General features: G+C 50.4%; 18 protein-coding genes and 2 riboswitches. Of the genes, 2 read left to right on the top strand and 16 right to left on the bottom strand.

Features of this window, described 5'->3' with window-relative positions:
* Positions 1-29 precede the first annotated feature (29 nt).
* The 10 genes from ACESZP_RS04240 to ACESZP_RS04195 form a co-directional block, all read right to left on the bottom strand.
* Positions 30-1172 carry an ABC transporter substrate-binding protein gene (locus ACESZP_RS04240; protein ID WP_499708121.1) on the bottom strand — a complete coding sequence of 381 codons (1143 nt, stop codon included), beginning with the start codon at positions 1170-1172 and terminating at the stop codon, positions 30-32.
* The gene (locus tag ACESZP_RS04235; RefSeq protein ID WP_499708120.1) at positions 1169-1627 is read right to left on the bottom strand and encodes a hypothetical protein; all 459 of its coding nucleotides are present in this window, start codon (positions 1625-1627) and stop codon (positions 1169-1171) included. Before ACESZP_RS04235 ends, ACESZP_RS04240 begins: the two co-directional genes overlap by 4 nt.
* A gap of 137 nt (positions 1628-1764) precedes the next feature.
* Complete coding sequence (locus ACESZP_RS04230) at positions 1765-2334, bottom strand: hypothetical protein (RefSeq protein ID WP_441014973.1); 570 nt, start codon at positions 2332-2334, stop codon at positions 1765-1767.
* Between the two features lie 25 nt (positions 2335-2359).
* Positions 2360-3583 carry a sirohydrochlorin cobaltochelatase gene (locus tag ACESZP_RS04225; RefSeq protein WP_499708119.1) on the bottom strand — a complete coding sequence of 408 codons (1224 nt, stop codon included), beginning with the start codon at positions 3581-3583 and terminating at the stop codon, positions 2360-2362.
* Between the two features lie 212 nt (positions 3584-3795).
* Positions 3796-3973, bottom strand: a riboswitch (cobalamin riboswitch).
* Between the two features lie 82 nt (positions 3974-4055).
* On the bottom strand, positions 4056-5567 hold the full coding sequence (locus ACESZP_RS04220) for a Na+/H+ antiporter NhaC family protein (RefSeq protein WP_158361820.1): 1512 nt from the start codon (positions 5565-5567) through the stop codon (positions 4056-4058).
* A gap of 90 nt (positions 5568-5657) precedes the next feature.
* Positions 5658-5829, bottom strand: a riboswitch (Lysine riboswitch).
* A 57-nt stretch (positions 5830-5886) separates the two neighbouring features.
* The gene (locus ACESZP_RS04215; RefSeq protein ID WP_440320672.1) at positions 5887-6987 is read right to left on the bottom strand and encodes an SIS domain-containing protein; all 1101 of its coding nucleotides are present in this window, start codon (positions 6985-6987) and stop codon (positions 5887-5889) included.
* 14 nt (positions 6988-7001) lie between these two features.
* Positions 7002-7862: a PTS system mannose/fructose/sorbose family transporter subunit IID gene (locus ACESZP_RS04210; protein ID WP_499708118.1), complete on the bottom strand. Its 861-nt coding sequence runs from the start codon at positions 7860-7862 to the stop codon at positions 7002-7004.
* The gene (locus ACESZP_RS04205; RefSeq protein WP_499708117.1) at positions 7862-8647 is read right to left on the bottom strand and encodes a PTS mannose/fructose/sorbose/N-acetylgalactosamine transporter subunit IIC; all 786 of its coding nucleotides are present in this window, start codon (positions 8645-8647) and stop codon (positions 7862-7864) included. Before ACESZP_RS04205 ends, ACESZP_RS04210 begins: the two co-directional genes overlap by 1 nt.
* A gap of 36 nt (positions 8648-8683) precedes the next feature.
* Positions 8684-9172 carry a PTS sugar transporter subunit IIB gene (locus ACESZP_RS04200; protein ID WP_158361822.1) on the bottom strand — a complete coding sequence of 163 codons (489 nt, stop codon included), beginning with the start codon at positions 9170-9172 and terminating at the stop codon, positions 8684-8686.
* Positions 9173-9187: 15 nt separating this feature from the next.
* Positions 9188-9628, bottom strand: coding sequence for a PTS sugar transporter subunit IIA domain-containing protein (locus ACESZP_RS04195; RefSeq protein WP_178039725.1), 441 nt, complete (start codon positions 9626-9628; stop codon positions 9188-9190).
* Between the two features lie 210 nt (positions 9629-9838).
* On the opposite strand from ACESZP_RS04195, the gene ACESZP_RS04190 reads away from it, so the two are divergent.
* The gene (locus ACESZP_RS04190) at positions 9839-10555 is read left to right on the top strand and encodes a GntR family transcriptional regulator (protein WP_178039726.1); all 717 of its coding nucleotides are present in this window, start codon (positions 9839-9841) and stop codon (positions 10553-10555) included.
* A gap of 95 nt (positions 10556-10650) precedes the next feature.
* Here ACESZP_RS04190 and ACESZP_RS04185 read toward each other — a convergent pair whose 3' ends face one another.
* The 6 genes from ACESZP_RS04185 to ACESZP_RS04160 all read right to left on the bottom strand — a co-directional run bounded on the left by ACESZP_RS04185 (position 10651) and on the right by ACESZP_RS04160 (position 16991).
* Entirely contained in the window at positions 10651-11646 is a 996-nt protein-coding gene (locus tag ACESZP_RS04185) for an asparaginase (RefSeq protein ID WP_158361825.1), read from the bottom strand.
* A gap of 15 nt (positions 11647-11661) precedes the next feature.
* On the bottom strand, positions 11662-12321 hold the full coding sequence (locus ACESZP_RS04180; RefSeq protein ID WP_441014965.1) for a GntR family transcriptional regulator: 660 nt from the start codon (positions 12319-12321) through the stop codon (positions 11662-11664).
* Between the two features lie 149 nt (positions 12322-12470).
* Complete coding sequence (gene mgtE / locus ACESZP_RS04175) at positions 12471-13844, bottom strand: magnesium transporter (protein ID WP_499708116.1); 1374 nt, start codon at positions 13842-13844, stop codon at positions 12471-12473.
* 406 nt (positions 13845-14250) lie between these two features.
* A complete protein-coding gene (locus tag ACESZP_RS04170) occupies positions 14251-14451 on the bottom strand; it encodes a hypothetical protein (RefSeq protein ID WP_178039729.1) in 201 nt (66 codons plus the stop codon).
* Positions 14452-15588 carry a beta-aspartyl-peptidase gene (iadA, locus tag ACESZP_RS04165; protein WP_499708115.1) on the bottom strand — a complete coding sequence of 379 codons (1137 nt, stop codon included), beginning with the start codon at positions 15586-15588 and terminating at the stop codon, positions 14452-14454.
* A 77-nt stretch (positions 15589-15665) separates the two neighbouring features.
* Entirely contained in the window at positions 15666-16991 is a 1326-nt protein-coding gene (locus ACESZP_RS04160; RefSeq protein WP_499708248.1) for an MATE family efflux transporter, read from the bottom strand.
* A gap of 270 nt (positions 16992-17261) precedes the next feature.
* Between ACESZP_RS04160 and fliB the strand changes: the two genes are divergently transcribed.
* Positions 17262-18434: a flagellin lysine-N-methylase gene (gene fliB, locus ACESZP_RS04155; RefSeq protein ID WP_499708114.1), complete on the top strand. Its 1173-nt coding sequence runs from the start codon at positions 17262-17264 to the stop codon at positions 18432-18434.
* Positions 18435-18453 lie beyond the last annotated feature (19 nt).

Genomic DNA, 18453 nt, shown 5'->3' with positions numbered 1-18453 from the left:
GGAGCCTTCTCTTTGCGCTCCGAATCGTATCAGTTTAACTTGTAAAGATAAGTCAAATCTCCGTCGTCCCCCTCCAGCATCCGGTGAATATCCGACGTGATTGTGCCCAGCTCCATAGTGGACTGATACAGGTTCTTGGTCGTACAGTACACATGCCCCTCCTGCACCGCCTTGAATTTCTGAAGCAGGGGGCTCTTGGCCAGAAGCTCATCCACCGAGGAAAGCTGTCCCTCTATGGTGCTGTTGTAAATGATGTAATCCGCGTCCTTCGCTCCTGCATAAAACTCCTCCATCTGCATGGACAGGGTGGACGTGGCGTCATCCTCATCTCCCAGATCCCGGAAAATGTAAGTGCCGCCAGCCAGCTCAATCATTTTCGGCAGATAGTCGGCAGATTTCCGCACGTTGGCCTCGCCGTTGCTGGTGATATAGAAAAATGCCACCGTCTTACCCGTGGCCGCCTCGCCACTGATGGCCTCGAAGGCGTCCGCCTCTTTGGCAAAGGCCGCCTCGGCTTCCTCCTCATGGCCGGTCAGAAGGCCGTAGAGCTTCACCCACTCGGTCCGTCCCAGGGGATTCGGCTCATAACTGGAGTGATCCACCAGCACTGGAATTCCAAACTTTTCCAGCTGTTCCTGTACCTCCGGCGTGTGGGAAATCATGGTATTCTCGATGGCCAGACCACAGTTCTGGGCCAAAATCTGCTCATAATCCGGCGCGGAATATTTGCCTGCATAGAGAATGTCGCCGTTCTCCATGGCCGCCTTCGCCGCGTCGATATACCAGCCCTCCGTCTTGGTGCCGCTGAATCTGATGGTGTCCAGGGCGTCCAGAGACACGAACATGTCCATAACTGCTGAAGCCACCAGATATATATTCTGAATGGGCTGCTGTAACACGGTGATATCCTTCGCCAGATCTGCCGGCGCTTCTTTTCCTTCCGGAACCACCAGGAAACGTCCGTCATCCGCGACGGTAATCAGCGCGTAGCCGCCCTCATAATTGTCGATAGTAAATTTCTGCGCGTATTCCAGCTTTGTGCTGTCTGTATAGGTCAGCTCGTCACTGATATCCGTGCTGTTCTCTGCCGTGCCGGAACCGCCTGCTCCACAGGCCGTAAGTCCCAGACACATAGCCAGGCACAGAAAAAGTGCCATCAGTTTCTTTTTCATGCTTTCGTATTCCTCTTTTTCCGCATTACAGTCGCTGCAATCGCTGCCGCTACTACGATAATCACGATACCTGCTGCCGCCGTGGTGGAACCCGATCCACCCGTGCTGCCGCCGTTCTCTCCCTTGATAGAATTCGACGCAAAGGTCAGCGTATATTCTACCTCATGGGGCGTACTCATGGCCGTGGTATCACCAATCACATCGATCTCCTCGTCAAACACATCTACCGGAATCTCAAAGACAGAATGTTCCTCTGTACTCACCGGAAGATATTTCTCGCCGCCCACGATCATATAATCGTAATGATTGCTGCTCCAGGTAATCTGTGCGGTTGCCTGTCCGTCCTCTACGGACAACGCGGTGGGCGATTCAATGGTGGCCCGGCCACTGCCGCCCTCCATAGTCACTTCTACTGTGTAATTCCCGTCTGCCAGCTGTAATTCATCGATTGTCATAGCTTTACCCCTCGAATCTTATTTGAACAAGGGGGCTGCCGCAAAACGTTCTGCACATTCCACAACAGCCCCTGCATTTTACTTATTCGTAACAGTTCAATCCCCTGAACAGTTACATTTATTCTGCGTTTCGCGTATTAGTCCTGAAGAAGCTCCGGATTGGATACGCTGACCTTATGGTCATACCATACGCCCTTGGTTCCGATCAGCGCCAGATCGAATTCCTCGTCCAGTGCCGGTACCGGTACATCGAAGGCATTGGCCTCCTCCGGCTCTGTACCATCGCCGAAATCTACAGTCTCTACGGTCGGCTGCAGAAGCTCTGCGCCATCCTTCTGGGCGTCCTCTGCCAGACCTTCATACAGATTCACAATGTTCTTGGAAGGCATAACCACATGAATGGTCATCTGTCCGTCTTTTACGGTCAGCGTTCCCTTTCCCTCGTAAAATTCATTTACATGGAACATACTGCTGTCTGTATTGAAATCTGCTGTGTAAACGCCGTCCTCCAGTGTCACAGCTGCAGCTTCTTCTGAATCAGCCTTTTCCGGCTCCGCCGTTTCTTCTGTCTTGGCAGTTTCCTCATCGGAGCTTTCCGCCTCTGTGGTAGTCTCTGCAGCCGGCGTCTCCGCCTTGCTGCCGCAGCCCATCAGCAGTGCGCAGCTTATAACTGCCATTCCCATTAACGCGATGATTTTCTTCTTCATTTCTTTTCTTGTCCTTTATCCTTACTTATTTCATAGCCTCTGCGGTATGAGCAACATAGAGATTCTGGATTGCCTCGATCTCGCCCAGACCTGCGATCTGGCAGTCTACGCTCTCGAACTTACCGGATGCGTTGAACATGCTCTTCCAGGAATCGTCATCGTCGCCTGCCATGTCGTTGTTTGCATGGTCGCCTGCAACTACCATCAGCGGACGAAGTACAACCTTGGTGTAACCAGCCTCAGATACAGCTGCGATCACATTCTCGCATGCGGTCTCCTCCGGCTTGCCCTCTACGGTTCCGATAAATACGTTCTCATATCCCAGATCCTTCATCTGTGCCTGCATCTGGCTGTAGGACACCTTTGCGTTATGGGAAGTACCATGTCCCATAAATACGAATGCAACGCCATCTTCCTTTGCTGCATCCAGAGTATCAAAACCAGCCGTCTTTACAGCCTCAGCAGTAATAGCCTCAGCAACAGCCTTCTTATCTGTATTTACAGCGGAAGCGTCTGCTCCAACCTCGCCCAGAAGCGGCTCAGCTACCTTTACAGACTCAAATTTATCCTTGTATGCGTCTACCGCCTCCATCAGCTCGTCGTACTCAGCGCCGTGCATCAGATGGGTCGGCTGTACAACCAGGTTCTTTACGCCGTTGGCAACTGCGCGATCCAGAGCCTGATCCATGTTGTCAATTGCCTCGCCGTCGCGGGCCTGGATATGGTTGATGATGATCTGCGCGGTAAAGGCACGTCTTACGGACCAGTCCGGATTTGCCTCTGCCAGAGCGTCCTCGATACCCTTGATATCAGCTACACGGCTGTCATTGAAGGAAGTACCAAAGCTTACTACCAGCAGCTCGTTCTCGCCGATCTCGTCCTGGTTTCTCGGATCATCCTTGGAAGCGTCTCCGGTGTCGCGTCCGAAGTAATCCGGGTCAGCGTTCTCGCCCTCTACCAGCTCCTTCTGAGCGTCTGTCAGAGCGTCCCATGCTTCCTTGGCTGCCTTACAGTCAGCGTCTGTGGTCTCTGTTCTCTCCTGCACATAGATCTTGTCAATCAGGGCTGCTACGTTGTCAGCTGCAGCCTGATCTGCGTCCGCGTCGTCTGCAGTCTCCTCTGCAGCGTCTGTGGTCTCTTCCGTAGTAGTAGTGTCTGCAGCCGGCGTCTCAGCCTTGCTGCCGCAGCCTGCCAGCATGGATGCTGTCAGAGTTGTTACACATAACAGTGTTACAAGTTTCTTTTTCATTTTCTTTTCCTCCTGCAAAAATTTTTCAGTTAAATGAAATTCATAAGATCAGAAGGAATCTGCTAAAAAATCCGACGTTCCTGTGGATCGTCGGATTTTCAGTCGTCAGCTTTACATCTGTTCGCCCATCCACGCAAAACAGCGCTGTGCGGAACAGCTGTGTCTATACCCCATCTGGCACTATCAATCCTCGTGATCCGGAATCTTTCGACTCCATGCGCCGCAGTCTGGCAGGTCTCCTGGCTTACAGTACAAGCGCTGCTTATCGTCTTCCCGATGGCTCAGTGACGTATGATAAGCCGCTCCTGCATACAGTGACGAGATCGCGCAGGTCTCTCACCTGCTTCCCTATTCTCCGTTTTTTAACGGCACCAGCTGCTTCTTATTTGATTTCACATAACCTACACAAGCATTATAGCAGTCTTTCTGAAATAATCAACTGTTTTTCCGCTATTTTTTCTTCCTTTTTGCATTATTTCGCCCGTTTTTTCATAAATAACAGATAAGCGAGCAGCAATATGATTCCTACCGGCAGAGAAATCAGCGCAGACTGGGTAAATCCTGCCACAATATAGGTAATAAAGGAAATCACTGCTACACTGACCGCATAGGGAAGCTGGGTGGACACATGGTTTACATGGTTACACTGGGCTCCCGCAGACGCCATAATGGTCGTATCGGAAATCGGGGAGCAGTGGTCGCCGCAGACAGCGCCCGCCATGCAGGCAGAGATGGCCACGGTCATCAACGCCGGATGGGTGGTCTGGAACGCGTCTACCACAATCGGAATCAGGATACCAAAGGTTCCCCAGGAGGTTCCGGTGGCAAAAGCCAGGAAGCATCCAACCAAGAAAATAATAGCCGGAAGCAGAGCAACCATACCCTGAGAGCTGCTCTTAATCAGATTAGCCACGAACTCCGCGGCGCCCAGGCTGTCTGTCATGGCCTTCAGGGTCCAGGCGAAGGTCAGAATCATGATAGCCGGAACCATGGCCTTGAAGCCCTCGGGAATGCAGTTCATGCACTCCTTGAAGCCCAGGACCTTACGGCTCACATACAGCAGAATCGTGATGACCAGGGCGAAAGCACTTCCGATGGCCAGACCGATGGACGCGTCGCTGTTGGAGAAGGCGGTCACGAAGTCCGCGCCGTCAAAGAAGCCGCCGGTGTAAATCATGCCGATGACGCAGCAGATGATCAGGGAAAGAATCGGAATCAGCAAATCTTTTACGGAACCATTTCCCACGTTATCCAGGCCTTCTGCGTTGCCGTAAGGTCTGTCCGGCGTAGTAAACAGGTCGCCCTTCTTTGCGTTGTCCTCATGGACCTTCATGGAACCGAAATCAATGTTCAGAATTGCTATCGTAATCATCATAACGATAGTCAGAATCGCGTAGAAATTATAGGGAATCGCGCTGACAAAAAGCGCCAGTCCGTCCTCACCCTCTACGAAACCGGTTACGGCCGCCGCCCAGGATGAAATCGGGGCGATGATGCAGACCGGAGCCGCCGTGGCGTCGATGAGGTACGCCAGCTTGGCACGGGAAATATTGTGCTTGTCCGTCACGGGACGCATCACGCTTCCTACGGTCAGACAGTTAAAATAATCATCGATAAAAATCAGCACGCCCAGGGCTACGGTCACCAGCTGCGCGCCGGTGCGGGTCTTGATATGCTCGCCGGCCCACCGTCCGAAGGCCGCCGAGCCTCCGGCCCGGTTCATCAGTGACACAATGGCTCCCAGGATAACCAGGAACACCAGAATTCCCACATTGTAGCTGTCGGACAGAACGCCTACGATTCCATCCTCAAAGATGTGAAGCACCGTTCCCTCGAAGCTGAAGCCCGAGTAGAACAGGCCTCCCACCAGGATGCCAAGAAACAGTGAGGAATACACCTCCTTGGTAATCAGGGCCAGAACAATCGCTACTACAGGCGGCACCAACGCCCAAAAGGTAGCATACATAACAGGTACATAATCCATTTTTAAAATCTCCTTCCCTCGAAAACAGTCGAAAAAAAGACCGTGAGCACATACTTCCCGACTGTACTCACGGTCCGAACTTCCCCTTCGACCTATGATAGCTCTCCACAGTCCTGTGACAGTCTGACGCATATTCTGCGGCAGCCCAGAAACCCATCCTTCGGAACGGATGAATCCCTTCGGCGGTCTTCCCTTTCCCGGCTGACTGGTTCCGACCTTATGTCAACCGATACTCCTGAAGCCCCGCGCCTCTATCATTTTCTAAAATTGCCTATGTGGCTATCCTATCACGGAATGGGAGGAAGATCAAGTGTTTCTACTATTTCTCTGCAGGATAATGATCCCGTACTCCATCCAGCTTCTTGCTGCCAATCCGTACGTGGAAATTCGGATCTTTCGGAATATCCGGATTGATACCCAGATCCTGCGGAGCCAGGCATGCAACTACCTGCATGGGAATGATATACTCCCACGCGGAAAACAGCGGATCCTCTACAAAATCACAGAGCAGATACTTGTCACTATATTCCTCTACTCCCTCCGGAGATCCGATGAAGTAATTATGGGGTGTCCAATCGCTCAATATCTCTATCAGCTTTAATACACGGGGCTTGTAATCTCCCTTGGAAGCCAGATAGAAAATATGTGCGCTGTCTGTAATGGAATTGTAGATACCATGGAAAAATTCTTCAATATCATATCCGGTTACACCCTGACGGACAGTTTCCAGAACCTTTAAGGCTCCCTCCAGTACATCGGCATACATTCCATCGTATCCGACTACAATAATTCTCTTAGCCGGGAGGAATTCTTCCTTGATCCTGCCATACCATTCTGTTGCGGCCTTTGTCACATTTCCCAGGTTATCGATGACCTTATTCATTCTTTTCAGATAAGCATCTACAGTAGCCTGATCGGTAATGCCCTTGGCCAGAGCCAGCTCCGTCAGCATCATCATCAGCGTCACAGTAGTTCCTGCATAGCCCTTCGTTTTTGCTCCGCACTTTTCATTACCCACCTCAATCCGGGTTTTCGTATCCGCATGCTCAAAAACAAGTGCTGTGGGATTTTCAGACACTGCTGCTGTATACAGTCCTTCTGCAATAGCAGCGTCCAGGCCTTCTACTGTAGAAAGGCTTTGTCCACCCTGGGACATTCCGATCACCAACGTATTCTTATTGAATACCTTTTCGCTGCGTGCAAACTGTGTCGGATACATGCAGAACACCTTCCGGTTCAGCAGCTCTTCCAGATAATTCTTGGCAGAAAGTCCTGCATGATAACTGGTGCCTGAACCAAGCACATAGATCTGCTCAATATTTTTATCCTTAAAATATTCTACAAATTCCTTTGTGATCTCTTTTCTGTTCTCAATGATTCCTCTCAGAACAACCGGAGTTTCACAAATATAATCATACATTTTTGTCTTTTCCATTAGAAAATACCAATAACAGAACCAATAATTCCTACGATAATCATACCCCAGAGAATTGTGGTTGTCTTAATTCCTTTCTGTAATAATTTGTAAGTCCCGAGTGTCAGACACAACGGCAGGAATCCTGTAATAATCGCATCAAAGATATCCTGCACTACAATTTCCGCACCGGAAATTGTAAATACCAGCGGTGTGGAAAGTGATACCATGGACGCTGCCATAGAACCAACTACCACCAGACCCAGAATCTTTGCGGCCTCGGTTAACGCTGCAATTACGCCTCCCTGAGACAGGCCCGCCAGGAAATTTACACCGCTCTTATAACCAATACGCAGTCCCTGATAACGCACCAGGAAATGCGGGATATTGTAGATAAGGAGGAACAGAATGGCACCTAAAATGCTTCCCTGTGCTGCCAGGCTGGCACCGATACCTGCACCGATACCTGCACCGATAATACGGAAGGTTCCCCAGAAAAAGGAATCACCAATACCTGCCAGAGGCCCCATCAGTGCTGCTTTTACTGCATTGATAGATTCCTCATCACATTCTTCCCCTGCGTCCTTGGCCTTCTTGAATTTTTCCTCCATAGCAATTGCTGCACCTGTGATAAAGGATACAATAGCCGGTGTGGTATTGAAGATAGCCAGATGCCTCTTCAATGCTTCGGAAGCCTCTTTCTTATCCGGATACAGTTTCTTCAGAGCCGGAACCATCTGATAAGCAAAGCCTACATTCTGCATTCTTTCATAGCAGAAGCATGCCTGCAACGGGAAAGAACGCCAGAAAGTTTTCTTAAAGATATCTTTTGTCATAACGGATTCTTCATTAGCCGTTGTGTTCGTCATATTCTCTGCCATTACAGTTCACCTCCCAAATCATCAGATACTGCAGGAGCAGCTGCTTCTTCTGTTTTCTTATTTCCTGCATACTGGAAAATCACATAGGCAATTGTCGTACCGATGACAGCTGCTCCTACGGTATTCACACCGAGAAGTGCTGTAATTGCCCAGCCCATGAAGAAGAAAGCTACATTCTTCTTGTTAAACAGAAGCTGCATCAGAATGGCAATTCCAAGTGCCGGAAGCATACCGCTGGCTACAGAAAATCCATTGATTACACTCTGCGGAATTTTATCAACAAATGCACTGATAACGGTAGACCCAAGCAGTGCACCGCAGAATACCAGCAGGAAATAAGCAACAAAGAACAGAATGGCGCCGCCCCAGAGAGCGCGGTCAATTCCTTTATAATCACCATTTTCTGCTGCCTTATCTGCCTGATGTACGAAGTAGCCATTGGCAGTTCTACAAAGAATACCTACCAGCTGTCCTAAGGTTGCAATGGGCAGTGCCAGGGCTACTGCTGCACTGACATCCAGCTTGGCACTGATGGCAAATACGGTAGCAAGAATACTTCCGGATACGGTGTCAGGCGGTGTGGCGGAACCAATTCCAACTACACCCATCATAACCAGCTCCAGAGAAGCTCCAATAATAATACCTGTCTGTAAATCTCCCAAAATCAGACCTACCAGTGCTCCAAGAACCAATGGCCGATCCAACATACACATTCCGAATACACGGCTGTCCCAAATACCGATACCGCCCAGAATACCAAGCAGTACTGCATGAATTATACCCATAACCTACACTCCTTCTTTTGAATCTCTCTGTTTCTGTTACCTTGCAAAACTTTTTCTGATATCTGCTGTGGTCAGGCGCTTTGATGTAGGATCTGCCTGCATCACAAGCTCAGCCCCTTTTTTCTCCATGCTGTCCATCACAGCGATATCATCTGCATCCATGTAAGAATTCATATCAATTTTTTTCTTTCCTTCTCCGCTTCGGAGTCCGCCCAACAATACATCCTTGATCGCTCCGTTTGTCCGATCGTACAGATATTCCGCATCCTTCATATCTTTGCAGATTACCATAATCGTACGTGCTGCATGCTTTGGGTTGTTGATCACTGCTACTGCTCCATCCAGAGATTTCATGGAAAGTGTTACCTCCGGCGGTGTGGCCAGTTTAAAAGCCATCTGCATGGTCGCATCTGTAATCAGCTTATCGTTTGCCACTACAATCGTGTCAATCTTGTAATAGTTTGTCCATGCCACGGCTACCTGTCCATGAAGAAGTCTATCGTCTACACGCAATACTTTAATCATCGTTTTCCTCCAATCTTACAGTTCCCCGTCATCACTGATGGATACGGGTTCTGCCTGCTGGTCATTGACCAGTATAATCGTATCTCTGGCTTCCGCCAAAGCTGTACGAATCTGCCTCAGATTTTCTTCTCTGTCATCCGTAAGTTCCAGCATAACCAGTGACACCAGCAATCCCAGATTCAGGCCGCTTACCAGATAAATCTCCGGATGCTCCGCCATAATTCCAATGGCTGCCTGTGTGGTACTGCCGCCCGGCAGATCTGTAATCAGAATCGTCGGCCAATCATTCTCAAAGGAAGCGATCGCATCATTCAGTTTTTGCTTCGTCTGTGCAATGTTTTCATCCATGGTAATGCTCAGCGCTTTCAAATTCTGAACTTCACCGAGAATAAATCTGCAGGACTGCGCAATTCCCTTGGAAAATTCCCCGTGTGTCAGTAAAACAATGTTCTTCATAAGCACCTCCTATAAATGTATATACATTTTACTATATGCTACTATACTTTTACCCTCTTGTCAATCCTATTTTTATATACTTTTAATAATTTTTATTCCATTTCCATTATTTATATCTGCCTTTTTTCTATCTCCCTTGACTTTTTTCATTTCCCCAGCTATCATAAGTATATACAAATATGTGTAAATATAGAAACAAGGAGATTACGATTGAAAAATTCACCGCGGTATCTTGCCATCGCACAGGATATCATCACTCAAATTCAGGAAGGAAAACTTCGCCCTGGTGATCAGATTATGACAGAGGCACAGCTGTGTGAAGAATACGTAGTCAGCCGTATGACCGTCAATAAAGCACTGACTACCCTGGTTACTAAAGGATTTGTGCGCCGTGTCTCCGGAAAAGGAACCTTCGTTCTGGACCAGCAGGTTACCAAATACATCGGAGCTGCCTCGCCCGGAAGCTTTTCCCGTGATATGGCTTCCATTCACACCAAGCCCGGTGCCATTCTGGTAGAATATCGTGTAGTCCGTGCTTCTGAATTTCCGTCTGTAGCTCAGCAGCTGGAGCTGCATGAAAATGATTTTCTGCACTATATCCATCGAATTCGTACCAGCGACGGGATCCGGATTGCTTTAAGTCACACTTATATTCCCTGCAAATATCTTCCTGCTGTTGATGTCTCTGCTTTGGAAGGATCCCTCTATGAATATCTGGATGAAACCTACCATGTACATCCCCAGGCACTGGATTACAGCTTTGCAGCCCTGCTTCCTACCAACCGGCAGAAGGAGCTGCTTCAGGTGGACTCCTGTGCCCTGTTAAAATCTTCCCATCGTAGTATTATCGAGACAGGGGAACTGTTCGAATATACAGAGACCTACTATGCGGGCAACCGCTTTACCTACAAATTTGCCCCACGTTAGGAACCAATGATTTTTTTATAAAAATAGAAGGAACTGTGAACCTGTATTTCTCATGCAGCTTCGCAGTTCCTTCTATTTTCATTTTTTTAAATCAGCTATTCTGAAATTTCCCCTGCATAATTCCGCGCAAAGATTTCCTTTACCTCTTCCGGATCCTCTGTCTGTCCCAGCGCCCACATCATTTTCGTCACAATGGCTTCCGTGGTCATATCACGGCCCGGAATGACCCCACAGTCCAGAAGCTTGCGTCCCACCTCATAGAGGGACAGATCGCTCTTCTCATAGAGACACTGGCTGCACACCGCAATGCTGACCCCATGATCCGTCAGCTTCTTCAGCTTGGGAAGGAGGTTCCGCCGCTCAAAATGGGTGCCACCCGCGCCAAAGGCCTCGATGACAACGCCCCGGTACCCCAGCTCCAGCAGGCTGTCAAAAATCTCCGGCTTGGTTCCCGGAATCAGCTTCATCAGAAATACGTCCGTACAGAGCTTATTTTTCAGCTCAAAGGGAGCCGCCGCCTCTTCTCCCGTCCGGCTGTGCTCCAGGTGTACGCCGTCCGCATAGATTTTCCCGATATAGGGCGCGGAAATGCTTTCAAAGGCGTCAAAGCCCATGGTTCGCACCTTTACCGCGCGGCAGCCGCCCATAATCTTATCGTCAAAGGCCACCATTACCCCGCTCAGACCTGCGTCCACCGCCGCGAAGGCCGTCTGCAGGTTCCGCTTGGCATCGGTAAACATCTGGCCGATGGGAATCTGCGCTCCGGTCAGCACCACCGGCTTCGTCAGGTTCTGCAGCATATAGCTGAGTGCGGAAGCCGTATACGCCATGGTATCTGTGCCATGGGTGATGATGATACCGTCATAATCCGGCAGCGCCTCCGCCACCTGCTCTGCCATAAACTGCCATTCCTCCGGCTGAATATTGGAGCTGTCCAGATTCAGGATATCCCGGCTTTCGATCGCGAAGCCTTCCCGCAGCTCCGGCAGAAGTTCCAGAATTCCGTCTCCGGACATTCCCGGGGTCAGCCCCTCCTCTGAATGGGTACAGGCAATGGTTCCGCCTGTCGCCAGCAATAATACCTTTTTCATTCTCTTTGTTCCTCCTTACCCCTGCCAGGGCGCTGCCGCCCGGTCATGAAAATACAGTCGGTATTCCACACCGCTCAGTTCTTTATCCACAAAGGCTCTCGCTTTTTCCACATCCCGTTCCTTCAGGGCCTCCACCAGCTCCAGATGCGCTTCCATCGCCCCCACCGCATCCGCGCTTTTCCAGTCCCGCACCAGCACCCGGCGCAGCTTGTTCAGGGTTCCCTCCAGGGTAGAAATCAGATAGGGATTCCGGGACAGATAGGCGACCGACATATGAAACTGCATATTCATGTCGCTGTACTGCCGGTAGGTGCCCTCCTTCATGGCCGCTATCTGCTTATGTACCTCCGCCTCCAGGTGTGCCAGCTCCTCTTTCCCCGCGTACTGGATCGCCAGCTCTGCGGAGGCCTTTTCCAGGATTCCGCGGAACTGAAACAGGCTCTGCAGCTCCGCCACTGAAAGCCCTCTGACCAGATAGCCCTTGTTGGGAATCTTGTCCAGGAATCCCTCCATACAGAGGTAATTCAGCGCCTCCCGGGACGGCGTCTTGCTGACGCCGAACTTTTCTGAAATCTCCGCCTCGGTAATCATATCATTTTCCTCATAAACCCAGTTGATGATATCCTCCCGCAAGGCTTCGAGGACCTTTTCTGTCATAGACTGCCGTTTCGCCATAATGAGCCTCCTGTATCTTAAGTCTGCCTGTTGTTTTGGAATATCAGTGATATATCACTGATATTTGTACCGTACACCCGGGCTTTTCTTCTGTCAAGCAAAAAAAGACCTTATCGTATCCATACGACAAGATCTTTTCTTTCTCTCTTTTACGCCAGATGGAACATATCAATCAGCACCACCGCCACCAGTCCGTAATACACCACGATGGCCACCAGATCGTTGATGGTCGTAATCAGCGGGCCGGAAGCCACTGCCGGATCCACTCCCACTTTCTTGAAGAAAATCGGGGTCAGAGTGCCCACCAGGCTGGACACCACCATGGCGCCCACCAGGGACACGCCCACACAGGCGGAAATCATCAGAGAATAGCCCAGGGTGAAACCTTTGAACAGGTGGATGTACGCGCCCAGGAATACCAGGGCCATCACCGCCAGAATCGCGCCGTTGAAGAAGCCGATCTTCATCTCCTTGAACATAAGCTTCACCTTCTGTCCGGTGGTCAGGTTCTCATCCATCAGCACCCGGATGGTTACCGCCAGGGACTGGGTGCCCACATTACCGGCCATGTCCAGAATCAGGGACTGGAAGCACATGACGATGGGGAGCACCGCTACCACGGACTCAAAGACGCCCACCACAGCGGACACCACCATGCCGAGGAACAGCAGAATCACCAGCCAGGGCAGTCTTTTACGGATGCTCTCGCCTGTGGTCTCGTTTAAGTCCTCCTCGGCAGTCAGACCAGCCAGCTTCGCGTAATCGTCGCCCATCTCGTCGTCTACCACCTCTACAATATCCTGGGCTGTGATGATACCGCCGATGCTCCGATCCTCCAACAATACGGGAATAGAATCCTCGGCGTAGTCCTTGATTTTCTCAATGCAGTCACTGATTTTCTCATGGTCCATGACGAACGGATAGGAACGGCTGATCAGATCTTCCAGCTCCACATGCTCTCTTGCGATGATCAGATCCTGCAGCTCGATGGCTCCGTAGTACTGCTCCTGCCGATCCACCACATAGATCGTGGAAATGTTATCATTTTCTCCGGCCTGACGCACCAGCTCCCGCATGGCCTCCCGGACGGTCAGATCGTTGTGAATCAGGATAAAATTGGTGGTCATATAACTACCGATCTCATCCTCGTCGTAGGACAACAGAAGCCGGACGTCCTCGCTGGCCTCTTTGTCCAGCATCCCCAGAATTTTACACTTTGTATCGTCGTCCACTTCCTCCAGGATGTCCACCGCGTCGTCGGAATCCATCTCGGAAATGACTTTCGCCTGCTGCTTTAAGGACAGCTCCTTCAGATAAATATCGCCGTCGTCCAGGTAAGCGAAAATCTCCGCTACCCGCTCCGCGCCCAGAGCTGAGTACAGGCGCTTTCTCTCCTCCGGCGTCAGAAGCTCCAGAGCCTCCGCAATATCGTTATCATGGTAATCGAAGAGCCGGTCAATCAGCTCCTCCCGGGACAGATTTCCCCGGATGATCGCAATCAGTTCCTCTACATACTTTGTCATAGCCTACCTCCATTTGAGCCGCATTTTTCCAGAACCTTCCACTGGAATTTTCCGAAAAATGCCCGCAAAAAAACACCGCTTCAGATTTTCCAAAGCAGACTTAACGGTTACACGCTGTGAAGTCCGGATCTTTCTGAATACGGTGTGAATCAAATGCTCATATAAGCCAGCCATGACACGCAAAAGCATGCAGCTATTTTATGATTCCTAAGGGAATCTTCACGCACAGCTGCACGTTTTTGCCTGTCCTGTTCGCACCGTACTTTCTACTTCGTCCCGTACTATCGCAACTGTCCATGAAATTCACCTCCTGAAAATTAGAATTCATTTTGTTTCCTTTGTGAGTATAACATCAAAGAAGGGGGTATACAACCCCCTTCCTTAAAAACCTTCTCTTTTTTCGCTTTTACAGCTCCATGTGTTTCATTTCTTCCAGGAAATCCCGGATATAGGAAACTGCCAGATAGGACGGTACCATAAAGTCCGTTCCCAGCGCGCCCTGGAAGCCCATAGCCAGTGCCTTCACAGACGGATTCAGAGTGAAGAGCAGCAGAGTAATAAGGCCTGCCACCACCGCTGCGACGGCTCTCTTTCTGCCTTCCTTCACCTATTCATAGGTTCCTTTTTTTACAACTTTTCCGTCTTTCATAAAGATCTTGCCGCCTGCCACAAAGGTATCCAGCGTCAAATCCGGTTCCCAAAGCAGAATATCCGCGTCCGCGCCCGGTCGAATTACGCCCTTCTCCGGCAGCAGATCCAGTCCTTCCGCCACCTGGCTGGTAGCATAGGGAAGCGCCTCCTCCAATGGCATTCCAAGCGTCTTCACCATATACAAAATCTCTTTTCGAATTGCGTCCACGCCGGATACACCAATCTCCAGAAGTGTACCATCCTCCGCATAGTTGGACCAGCTTCCGTGCCCGTCAGAGCTGATGGTGATATGCTCTGTGGGAAGTCCGCGCTTCTTTGCCTCCAGAATACAGTCACCCGGAGTCGTATGCATACAGCAGGTCAGATCCACATAACCGCCTTCCTCCAGAAGCTGATAGCCTTCCTCCAACAGTGCGTCATTGCGGTTTACATGAGTAGGGCGGAAGATCCGAACCGGAACGGAGCTTTCCCTGAGTGCCCGGAATACCGGCTTCAATCCCGCCTTGTCGTCACCCATATGCAGCGTCACCATGCCCGGCTTGCCACTGAGCATACCGGCCACCCTGGCCTTACTTGCAATCTGAATCAGTTCATCTTCTGTCACATTCGGCGCCCTGTGATCAGAAATCGCCAGTTTTACACCGAGCACCTCTTTCACAAATACGATATCCCGTTCGATTTCTCCCGTAATCGTCGGACTCGGATATCCGTAAGAGCCTGTCAGCATATAGGCGCTCACGCCCTCTTCACAGAGAGCTCTTGTTTTCGCATAGAGATTATCCACACTCCTTGTGATTCCATCGGTACCCAGAAGTCCTACCACCGTTGTGATACCGTTCTTCACCAGCTCTGAAAGCTGAAGCTCCGGCGTCCGCGTATGGAAGCTTCCTTCTCCTCCGCCTCCTGTAATGTGGACATGCTGATCGATAAGTCCCGGCGTAAGAAGCTTGCCTGCCGCATCCAACACCCGGCACTCCACCGGGAGTGCTCCGATCGTATCCTGAATCTGTTCAATCCTTCTGCCACAGATCAACACATCCTTTTTCCCGAGATATTCCGGAGCATAGACCTCTGCATTTTTCACCAATAACATGATCGTTTCCTCTTTTTCCCTTTTATTTTCCCTGTAACTTCTATCCAGTATTTACGATAAAATCCGTCTTGTCCATCTTACATATAACGCTCCCGCTCCTGTTTTCGCACGATAAAGAAGCAGATCACCTGCATGGCAATCGTAATCAGCCAGGATCCCGGATAGGAAATAAATAGTACGAACAAGGACCGATGCAGCGGAAAGATCCCGTAGATCCAGACGATTCTGGTTCCCACCGTTCCGATAATCGACAAAATCATCGGCACACCCGACCGTCCCATGCCGCGCATGGCGCCCGGGAACAGATCCATGATGCCGCACAGAAAATAGGGAATCGTTGTAATGGAAATAATTTCCATTCCCGCTTTGATAACTTCCGGATCCTTTGTATAAATCTGCAGAATCTCCGATCCGAACACATAGAAAATCGTTCCCAGTGTTCCCGCGAACACCACTGAGATAAGCGCGCAGTCTATCAGCACCCGATCCATCCGTTTAAATTTCCCCACGCCATAATTCTGGCTGGTGAAACTCATACAGGCCTGAGTGACGGAATTCACCGACGCGTAGAGGAAGCCCAGCAGGTTGTTGGCCGCTGTGTAGCCCGCCATGGCTGTGGATCCGAAGGAGTTTACCGAGGACTGGAGCATGGCGTTGGAGAAATTAATGACCACGCTCTGGATGCCCGCCGGGATACCCACCTGGAAAATCTGACTCAGATAAGACACATTGACCCGTAGCTTCGAAAACCGCAGCTGATAACTGCTCTCTGATTGATACAGGCAGCGCAGCACCAGAATACAGGAGATAAGCTGCGACACTACGGTGGCAATCGCCACGCCTTCCACGGCCATATGGAATTTTACCACAAGAATCACATTCAGCATCGCATTAGTGATACCCGCCACGATCAGGAAGAGCAGCGGCCGTCTGGTATCACCCACCGCACGCAGAATCGCCGCTCCATAGTTATACAGCATGAAAAATGGCATGCCCAGAAAATAAATCCGCATGTAGAGCGTAGATAAATCAATCACATCATCAGGCGTCGCCATCACTTCCAGCGCCCACCGGGCCATCCCCACTCCCACAAAGGTCATGATCACGCCGCTGATCAGCGCCACCAGAATTGCCGTATGAACGGTCTCAGACATCTGCTGATCCTGGCCTGCTGCGTAAAACCGGGCCGCCAGTACATTGACGCCCATAGAAATACCGATAAACAGATTCGTAAAGATATTGATCAGGGCTGTCGTGGAGCCCACCGCCGCCAGAGACTGGCTTCCGCTGTACTGCCCCACCACGATAATATCCACCGCATTGAACATCAGCTGCAGCACACCGGAAATCATCAGCGGCACCGCGAACACGATCAGCTTGTCCATCAGGGTGCCGTTGCACATGTCGATTTCGTATTTATTCTTTTTCACTTTTATCTCTCCCGTTGCTTTTCTGTCTTTTCTTAAAGCCCTTCTTATCTGTTATGTTACACAGATTTTTCGGGAAATGCAATATCTCATTCACAGAAAAACTGACGTTCATCATCTCACGCTTCGATGCAGCCTCTATCTGCTCAGGAACTGCTTGTATTCACTTTCTGTTTATGATAGCATTGATCCTGAGTTTTGCCGGAAGGAACCGGTGAGCCATCCATTTATCTGGGAGAATTTTCTATGAAACGATTATGTCCTGATTACTATGAACATTTTACCTGCATCGCCGGAGCCTGTCCCATTACCTGCTGTCAGGAATGGAAAATCGCTGTGGATGACGACACCGCCAGGCGCTGGAAGAAGCTGGCTCCCCCGGCTGATGTGGAGGAACAGAAGAAAAATCTGAATGCTTATACTATACACAAAGACGGCGAACGGGTCATCGGACTGACCCCGGAACACAAATGTCCGTTTTTAAATTCAGGCAAGTTATGTAAACTTGTATGCACCTATGATGACACAGTACTTTCCAGGACCTGCCAGGATTTTCCCCGGGAGATTCTGAAGTTCCGCACCCATGAAGAGGAGAGCCTGATGGCTGCCTGTCCGGCGGTGTTGGATATCTGGCGGGAAATGGATGGGCTTACCTTTCCGGAGCCGATGCCGGAAGATCTGCCCTCCGAACGAACCCGACTTCTGTTCCGTCTGCGTTCAGAGAGCATCCGTCTGCTGGACTTAAGCCACCGGGCGCCGGAAAAGGATACCCTGGAGCAAGCCCTGCTGGAGCTCTCCTATATCCTTCAGGAACTGAACCGGATTGATACTCTGGACGACGCCCATATCACCGAATACTTTTCCGATAGTTCCCGCGCACAACTCCGCGACGCCATCTCCAATATCGATCTGCCGCCCCTGGACACCCTGGACGAGTGCAACGAGCTTTTACAGGATCTAGCCGTGAATTACCGTAAGGAAGGCCTGTATTCCGGCTATCTGGAACCGATTATCCGGCTGGCAGAGGAACTTTCCAAAGGCTGCGACGAAGAAGAACTGCTCCGTGACTGGGACGCATTCCGACAGGATTTCACCGTCTGGCGCCCCTTATTATTCCATTACCTGGAAAATGAGCTCTACTCCGGTTTCCTGCTCCCCGGCAGCGACCTCACGCTCACGACACTGCTTCTCCATCTGGAATGGATCGTCCTGACCTATGCCGTCATCCGCCACAGCCTGTTCCTGGCCTGGCTTCAGGGCGGCAGGCAGCCACTTTCCTACGAGACGGTCCGAAGTTACATCGTCATTCTGAACCGTATGACCGGCTACAATGAAGAAGACATTTTCGAATACCTGGAAAACAGCTTTGAAGATCCCCTCTGGGACTGGGGCTATTTCGCCCTGATCCTCGGTCGATAAATCTTTTCCGAAGCTTTAC

Source organism: Candidatus Dorea massiliensis AP6 (assembly GCF_964245105.1).
In the GTDB taxonomy this organism is placed as follows: Bacteria; Bacillota; Clostridia; order Lachnospirales; family Lachnospiraceae; genus Laedolimicola; species Laedolimicola intestinihominis.
The sequence above is the reverse complement of the archived record's forward strand: the minus strand, read 5'-3'. Positions and strand labels throughout refer to the sequence as shown.